This window comes from Porphyromonas bobii, assembly GCF_943169685.1.
GTDB lineage: Bacteria > Bacteroidota > Bacteroidia > Bacteroidales > Porphyromonadaceae > Porphyromonas > Porphyromonas pasteri.
This window is the reverse complement of the sequence record NZ_CALPBU010000013.1, coordinates 1-7,350: the sequence shown is the minus strand read 5'-3', so window position 1 is coordinate 7,350 and position 7,350 is coordinate 1. Positions and strand designations below refer to the sequence as shown.

Sequence of the window (7,350 nt, the reverse complement as noted above, 5' to 3'; positions counted from 1 at the left end):
ATGTATAATGGTGCTATAGAAAAAAAGAGGGAGCGGGTGACCTTCTTCCCTCAGAGAAGAAGGTCACCCGCTCCCTTATGTACGCTATGCCTTTTAGCTCAAATGGGAGCTAAAAGATGAGCGAGATGAGCTGGTAGACTACAGCCCCAGAGATATAACCAGCAAGAGCAAGCAGACTGAAGCGCTTGAAGTAGTAGCCGAAGCTAATCCCTTCGAGACCCATGACTGTGACCCCAGTAGCGGAACCGATGATCAGCAGGCTGCCACCCGTGACGGCACAGTAGGCGAGGAAGACCCAGAAGGAGCCATTGACGACGAAGGGCGTGATCGCACCGGATGTTTCCAGTGGATACATACCGAGGACAGCGGCCACAAGGGCAACGTTGTCCAGCATGGAGGAGAGTATCCCGATGATAGCAGCGAGTAGACCCGTATTGGGAATGAGGGCTGTGACGCGAGTGGAGGCTGCGGCGAGCTGTCCGCCTTCGATCAGTGCTGCTACGGACATCAGGATGCCGAGGAAGTAGAAGATCGTAGTGAGGTCAGCACGATTGAGTAGGCTCGTGACACGGAGCTCAGTTGCATTCTCAAGGCGCTTCTTGAAGCGGAAGAACATCAGCTCAGTGTAGATCCACACGATGACCAGACCAAAGATAACCCCCATGAAGGCGGGTACATCGAAGAAGGTCTGCCAGATAGGTACGAGCATCAGCGAGATGATCCCCAGGACGAGGACGATGATACGTGCGTGCTGAGGGAGGATATCATCCAGTGAGTCTTCGGGGACATCTGGTAGGGCACGCAGCTGAGCATTCTTCTTGAAGAGGAAGTAGTGCGCCAGGAGGGTGGGGACTACCATGTTCACGAAGGCAGGGATGACGAGGTGGAAGATCTGGTAGTAGGGCGTGATGCGATTATTGTTCCACAGCAAGAGGGTCGTCACGTCACCGATAGGCGACCAAGAGCCCCCTGCATTACAGGCGATGATGCTGATACAGGCATACTTCATTCGGTCCGTGGTGTCGGGGACAAGACGACGCAGGATAGCGATGATGACGATCGCGGCAGCGAGGTTGTCGAGGAACGCCGAGAAGAAGAACGAGGCGATAGCTACACGCCACAGCAGCGCACGCTTATTCGTCGTAGCGACGATCTTAGCCACGGACTTGAAGCCCCCGTAGGTGTCGATCGTATTCACAAGTACCATCGAGCTGAGGACGAAGATGAGCGTGCTCGAGACATCACCGAGGTGCTCTGTGAGCTTAAAGGAAAGGTAGTCTGATACGCCTAAGTCCTCTGCTGGAGCATGAGGGAAGGAGGCTACGAACTGACGGAAGCCTGCAGTCACTGCAGCGATATCCGTGTCGATGAGGAGGATCGCCCAGAGGACGACGGAGGTAAGGAGCGCCGTCGCGGTCTTGTTGATCTTGATCTGCTCCTCCAGAGCAATACCGATGATCCCTAGGACAAAGATCACGGGCATGAGGTAATACCAACTCATAAGAATAATAGGATTTTAAGTGAGTAAAGGGCGAGGAGGGATCAGAGGTAGACCTCCAGCGCCGTGCCCCCATAGAACGAGACGGGACTGAGTCCGTAGGTCCGCTGAGGGGTAGTCAGGTGATAGGACGAAGGGTAGTAGTCCAGCCCGAGTGGTAGGCGTAGGCCAAGCTCCTTCGTGAAGCGCCAGCGAGGCGCCAGTTCGATACCCATACCTACCGAGCTCGCTGGCATATACAGCGCAGGCTCATGGGCTGGAAATGTAGTAGCCCGTCCTACGTGCTTGCGAAGTGCAGCCGAGGCGGATGCCGAGATGTGAAAGTCTCGCCATAGGCGTAGGTCACGCCCGAGGCCTAAGCGTAGGGATAGGTAGCGGTCTTGAGCACTGCGTCCCAGACCATCGCCTCCCTCCTGACCACGGAAGGTAGATAGACCCACATTCCCCTTTAGATATAGAGGCCACTGTGGGGGAGTGTACTCGACGCCCAGCGCAGCATGTCGCCCCTGGAGGCTCCATGTACCTTCACCCTGCGAAGGGGTAGCGCTTAGCGTAATGGGGGCATAGAGACGGAGGTGAGGAGTAGGCTCCTCATTGTAGTACTTCAGTTGACGTCCTGTGCTACCGAAGAGGCGATCGCTTATCCAGTAGCCGATGTGCCCTGAGAGGATGCCAAGTCCAGCTCCCGTGACGACATCACCGATCCAGTGGCGGTTATTGAGGATTCGCCCCAGCCCCGTGATGGAGGCGAGTCCGTAGCTTACGGGAGGAAGCCATGGATAGCGCTCGCCATACTCCAAGCTCAGTAGCGTCGCTGAGGTAAAGGCCATAGCAGTATGCCCAGAGGGAAAGGAGTTTCGAGACGAGCCGTCAGGGCGTCTTACACGGGCGGTGTACTTAATAGCCGAGGTGACAGCGAGCATCGTAGCCGTAGCAGCGACATCAGCAGTGAGCACCTGCCAGGGTGATTTACTTGTGCCCTCTACACCCGCAAAGCGTAGGCCAAGTTGGGCTGCTAACGGGGCGAATTGGAGGTAGTCATCGTAGTGATGGCGGAAGTGAGGGTAGTGCCCGTAGCGTATCGTGCGTATCTGCTCGTTGTGAATATTCTGCATCACTCCTATACCTACGAGTGACGCTGCACTGAGCGCCCCCTGTAGGAGGAGTTGATTCGTTTTCTGTGCATTGCTCAGCGTGTCGGGGCGATATGCGGTTGTCGCCGTGTAGCTGAGCGTATCGGCTACACTCTGCGCTTCAGAGGGGAGAGCCGTGAGGAGGGATAGTAGAGCGAGTGGATAGGCTTTCTTATTCATAAGTCTATTCGAAGCGTCCGAGGGTAAGGGTCTGCCAGTACTCGGACTTGGCTTGGTGGAGGTCGTGGGTGACCATAAGCATTGTCGTCTCGGGGCGTACGACTTGCTCCAGTAGCGACTCGAAGCTTTCCTTATAAGACTTGTCAAGGAAGCTGAGTGGCTCGTCGAGGATCAGAAGCTCGGGATTAGATGCCAGCGCACGACCGAGCAGAGCTCGCTGGAGTTGACCACCGCTGAGCTTGCCGATGGGCAGCTGGAGGAGGTGCGTGAGCCCGATGGCTTCTGCGAGCGTCTCTACCTGCTCTCTACGCACACCGCGCCCCGTGGTGCCTTTGGGGAGGCCAGAGTCAATAACCTCGTAGACGTGGATGGGGAAGTGGCGATCAATCTGATTGATCTGTGGAAGGTAGCTGGCGATCAGCTGGTCGGTAGTATGGCCCTCACGGTCGTAGCGGAGGAGCTGTCCAGCTTGTAGCGGGATGAGCCCTAGCAGGGTGCGCATGAGGGTGGTCTTACCACTGCCATTCGGTCCCGTGATAGCCCAGCGCTCACCACGACGCACGCACCAGTTGAGGTGCTCAAGTACGACCTTGTCGGGATAGCCGAGGGTCACATCACGTAGCTCTAAGAGTGGTTGCATAGGGGAGGTCATCGTGTAGGGCTAGATGAGGTGGTATCGCTCAGTGCACGAGTGATGAGTAGAAGTTGCTCCTCCCAGTCTCCTCCCAGCGGGTTGATGACGACCATACGGGCACCGAGCTCTTTCGCAATGCTCTCGATGAGCTTGGAGTCAAACTCCTGCTGGATGAAGACCACGCGTACCCCCAGCTTCTTAGCTTCTTCGATGAGTGCTTGTATATGCTGAGGTGTAGGCTCCTTGCCATCTTGCTCGATGATGAGCTGCTTGAGACCATACTCCTCTGCAAACTCAGAGAGGGACGGATGGTAGATGACGAAGGCACGCGAGGGTATATCGGAGAGTTGCTCTTTTATCGTCCGCTCTACGTGCTCCAGGCGCTGTGTGAAGCGCTGGTAACCCGCATCATACTGAGCTCGGTGCGTCGTATCAATACGGCAGAGAGAGCTGTATATACTCTTACCCATGGACTGAAGCCCGTGTACACTTGTCCAGTAGTGTGGGTCATGAAGATGAGTGGAGCTACCGCTGTGGTGATGTGCAGGCACTACCAAATCCTGATCGAGACGTACGAGCTGCAGGGCTGGCTGCATCGTATGAATACGCTCCACCCAGCTACGCTCAAAGCCCAGATCACCCATGTAGAAGTAGGCAGCGCTGGAGGTGAGTGCTTGGATGGCCTGTGGTGTAGGCTCGTAATTCTCTGGATTATTCCCCTGGGGGAGTAGTGTCGTCACCGCGACCAAGCTATCAGCGATCTCCGTGATGACCTGAGCTGCTGGTGCTATCGTCGTAGCTATCTGGAGTCGGGTAGACCGCTGCTCGCCCTGCTGACAAGAGGAGGCGAGAAGCCCTATCCCCAAGAGAAGGGTACACAGGGGGCGGTGGAGTGAACTACATATCATCGGAGTAGGAACTGCAATCTGCTGACTTATGCACGAAGCCGTCCAGTGAGGCGGGCGATGAGACGCCCCAACTCACCGATCCAGAGTACTGGGCTAGTGGCTATGAGGAGTGCGATCCAGTAGCTGAATGGGAGTGGAGCTATCTGGAAGAAATCGTATGCAAAGGTAGTAATTAAGAACTGCCCTACGAGGATGACAGCTGTGATCAGTAGGAAGTAGCGCGCTCGATCCATGCCAGCGAATGCACTGCGACCCGAGTGGAATGCTTTTGCGTTGAACATATTCCACAGCTGAAGAAAGACAAAGGTGGTGAAGAATACGGATAGGTCGAGTGACGTCAGTTGCTCCTTCCCTTCGACCCACTGTCCCGTCGTGAGGTCCAAGTGCTCCAATATATAATGTAGAGCAAAGAGCAGAAGGAGGAACAGGCCACCGACTCCGAATATCTGTCGTGCGAGCTGCGGTGTGATGATCCCAGCAGAGGCCTTGCGTGGATGCTCCTTTATGAGATGAGGGCTGGGGGGCAGGGAGGCCAGCGCCAGCGATGCGAAGGTATCCATGATGAGGTTCACCCAGAGCATCTGTGTCACGGTGAGGGGCGATTCCTTGCCGAGGAAGGCTCCTATAAGGACGGTGAGGCATGCCACGACATTGATCGTCATCTGGAATAGGATGAAGCGCTGGATATTCAGGTACAGTGAGCGCCCCCATAGTACGGCCTGCGCGATGCTGGCAAACGAGCTGTCGAGGATGGTGATATCGCTGGCTTCCTTAGCTACCGCCGTACCGTCGCCCATTGACAGCCCGACATGTGCTCTATTGAGGGCTGGGGCATCGTTGGTCCCATCTCCGGTGACGGCCACGACTTCGCCCAACTCTTGGAGCAGGCGTACGAGGCGCTCCTTGTCCATGGGACGTGCGCGTGCCATGATCTTAAGACGGGTAAGTCGTGCCTTAGCTTCGTCGTCTGTGAGAGCCTCAAAGTCTGCTCCTGTGATGATTTCATCGTCGGTAGAGCTTTCTCCCCAGAGACCGATCTGTCGGGCGATCTCTTTAGCCGTACCAGAGGTATCCCCCGTGATGATCTTCACGCCGATACCAGCCTTTCGGCACTGCTGGATAGCCGCGGGCACTTCGCTACGCACGGGATCCATGATGCCGAAGATGCCTTGTAGCTGTAGTCCTTCTTGGATCAGCTCATCAAGAGGCTTCTCTTGCTCTGTCGGACTCTCGACTATACGGTAGGCAAGAGCGAGCGTTCGCATAGCGCGTGACTGATACTGATGCAGTTGGGCTTCGTAGCGGGTATGTACCTCCGTAGGAAGATTACATAGGCTGAGCAGAATCTCTGGTGCCCCCTTGACATAGAGTATGGCCTTCCCTTCGAGCATTGCGGACTGGACTAAAGTTGCCATGTACTTGCGCTCTGTCAAGAAGGGGAGCTGTCGGATGATAGGGGTGGAGTCACGAAGGGTGAGGTAGTCGTACGCTTGCTCTCGTATCCAAAGCAGGAGGGCTCCTTCGGTAGGATTACCCATGACCTCGGGATGCTGCTGGTCGTGTGCATTGACGAAGGCGGTCGTGTTGGCTGCTATGGCTTCGGGGAGAAGGCTTTCTTCCTCGGTGGAGGCTTCGCTGAAGAAGCTCTCGACGCGCATCCGATTCTCTGTGAGCGTCCCCGTCTTGTCGGTGCAGATGACGGTGATAGCTCCCATCGTCTCGCAGGCGTGCATACGGCGGACGAGGTTGTTGCTACGCATCATGCTGCGCATACTATAGGCAAGTGAGAGGCTTACACTCATTGGTAGTCCCTCGGGGACAGCGACGACAATGACTGTCACGGCGAGCATGATCTTGCCGAGGAAGTAGGAGAGTGTAGCATCCCATGGAGCTGCAAAGCCCCCATCGTGAGCATAGATCAGGGTGCTACCTACGAGGACAAGCGCCGCGAGGATATAGCTGATACGGGCTATGAGACTGCCGAGGTGATCAAGCTGACGATTCAGTGGAGTCTCTACGGAGGCATCTATCTGGATCCCTTCGAAGATCTTCCCCTGTTCGGTGGCATCTCCGACGACTTGCACGTGGCAGACGGCATGTCCCTCGAGGATGGTCGTGCCACGACATATATAATTGGTAGGGTAAGTGGCTTCGCTGTCTTGATCGTCAGGGTGTACGCTCTTGGTCGTCATCGGCTCACCCGTGAGGGTTGACTCATCTACCGAGAGTGTGACAGCCTCAAGGAGCTCGGCATCGGCTGGGATCTCCTCCCCCGTCTCCAAATAGAGCCGGTCGCCGACGACGATCTCGCGCTTTGGGATCTGTATGATCTCGCCATCGCGCATGACCTTGTAGCACACCTCGTCGCCTACCTGGCTCAGAAGCTCGAACTCCTTCTCGCTCTTCAGCTCGAAATAGAAAGCTATGCCAGTGGAAAGTAGGATCGCTAAGAAGACTCCGACAGGCTCAAAGAATCCAGCTCCTGTGGGATCAGTCTTGGTGACAAAATACTCATAGCAGGCCGAGAGGAGGGAAAGGACCATGGCGATGAGCAGGATGATGATGATGGGATCCTCGAATTTCTCGAGGAAAAGCTTCCAGCGCGAGGTGCGTGGGCGGGGTGTCAGCTCATTGCTGCCGTGTTGTAGCCGGCTCTTGTGTGCCTGCTCTGAGGTTAGTCCTATATGCGGAGTAGGGATCTTGTCCATTATATATAATGTATAGGGGGGAGGGGTGAGAGGTTGAAGTTGGCCCCTCTCCTGCCATCTCCTTCGCCTGCAAAAATAGTGGAAGGCCACCACATGATCATCCTATCACTTCTTAGACGGATTCAGTGGCCTCCTCATACTCCTCAGATGTACCAGTACTGGTCGCTGAGTGAACCAGTACTGGTACACCTTATTGACCAGTACTGGTTCGAGCTCTGACCAGTACTGGTCAACTTGCGAACCAGTACTGGTTGATTTTGCTCTCCTGCAAAGGTTTATTCTATAAGGG

5 protein-coding genes are annotated in these 7,350 nt (G+C 55.6%); all 5 read right to left on the bottom strand.

Features of this window, described 5'->3' with window-relative positions:
• Positions 1-109: 109 nt before the first annotated feature.
• From nhaD to KO088_RS08820, 5 genes are read right to left on the bottom strand one after another with little or no spacing between them, the layout of a single operon-like run.
• Entirely contained in the window at positions 110-1,501 is a 1,392-nt protein-coding gene (gene nhaD, locus KO088_RS08840; protein ID WP_215494436.1) for a sodium:proton antiporter NhaD, read from the bottom strand.
• Between the two features lie 41 nt (positions 1,502-1,542).
• Positions 1,543-2,811, bottom strand: a complete 1,269-nt coding sequence (locus KO088_RS08835; RefSeq protein ID WP_215494435.1) for a phosphatase PAP2 family protein — start codon at positions 2,809-2,811, stop codon at positions 1,543-1,545.
• 4 nt (positions 2,812-2,815) lie between these two features.
• A complete protein-coding gene (locus tag KO088_RS08830) occupies positions 2,816-3,451 on the bottom strand; it encodes a metal ABC transporter ATP-binding protein (RefSeq protein WP_215494434.1) in 636 nt (211 codons plus the stop codon).
• An 8-nt stretch (positions 3,452-3,459) separates the two neighbouring features.
• Entirely contained in the window at positions 3,460-4,353 is an 894-nt protein-coding gene (locus KO088_RS08825; RefSeq protein WP_215494433.1) for a metal ABC transporter solute-binding protein, Zn/Mn family, read from the bottom strand.
• A gap of 26 nt (positions 4,354-4,379) precedes the next feature.
• On the bottom strand, positions 4,380-7,061 hold the full coding sequence (locus KO088_RS08820; RefSeq protein WP_215494432.1) for a calcium-translocating P-type ATPase, PMCA-type: 2,682 nt from the start codon (positions 7,059-7,061) through the stop codon (positions 4,380-4,382).
• Positions 7,062-7,350 lie beyond the last annotated feature (289 nt).

Excerpts from the sequence above, each read along its gene's own strand:
- nhaD (WP_215494436.1), bottom strand. The coding sequence starts at position 1,501 with ATGAGTTGGTATTACCTCATGCCCGTGATCTTTGTCCTAGGGATCATC.
- KO088_RS08835 (WP_215494435.1), bottom strand. The coding sequence starts at position 2,811 with ATGAATAAGAAAGCCTATCCACTCGCTCTACTATCCCTCCTCACGGCT.
- KO088_RS08830 (WP_215494434.1), bottom strand. The coding sequence starts at position 3,451 with ATGCAACCACTCTTAGAGCTACGTGATGTGACCCTCGGCTATCCCGAC.
- KO088_RS08825 (WP_215494433.1), bottom strand. The coding sequence starts at position 4,353 with ATGATATGTAGTTCACTCCACCGCCCCCTGTGTACCCTTCTCTTGGGG.
- KO088_RS08820 (WP_215494432.1), bottom strand. The coding sequence starts at position 7,061 with ATGGACAAGATCCCTACTCCGCATATAGGACTAACCTCAGAGCAGGCA.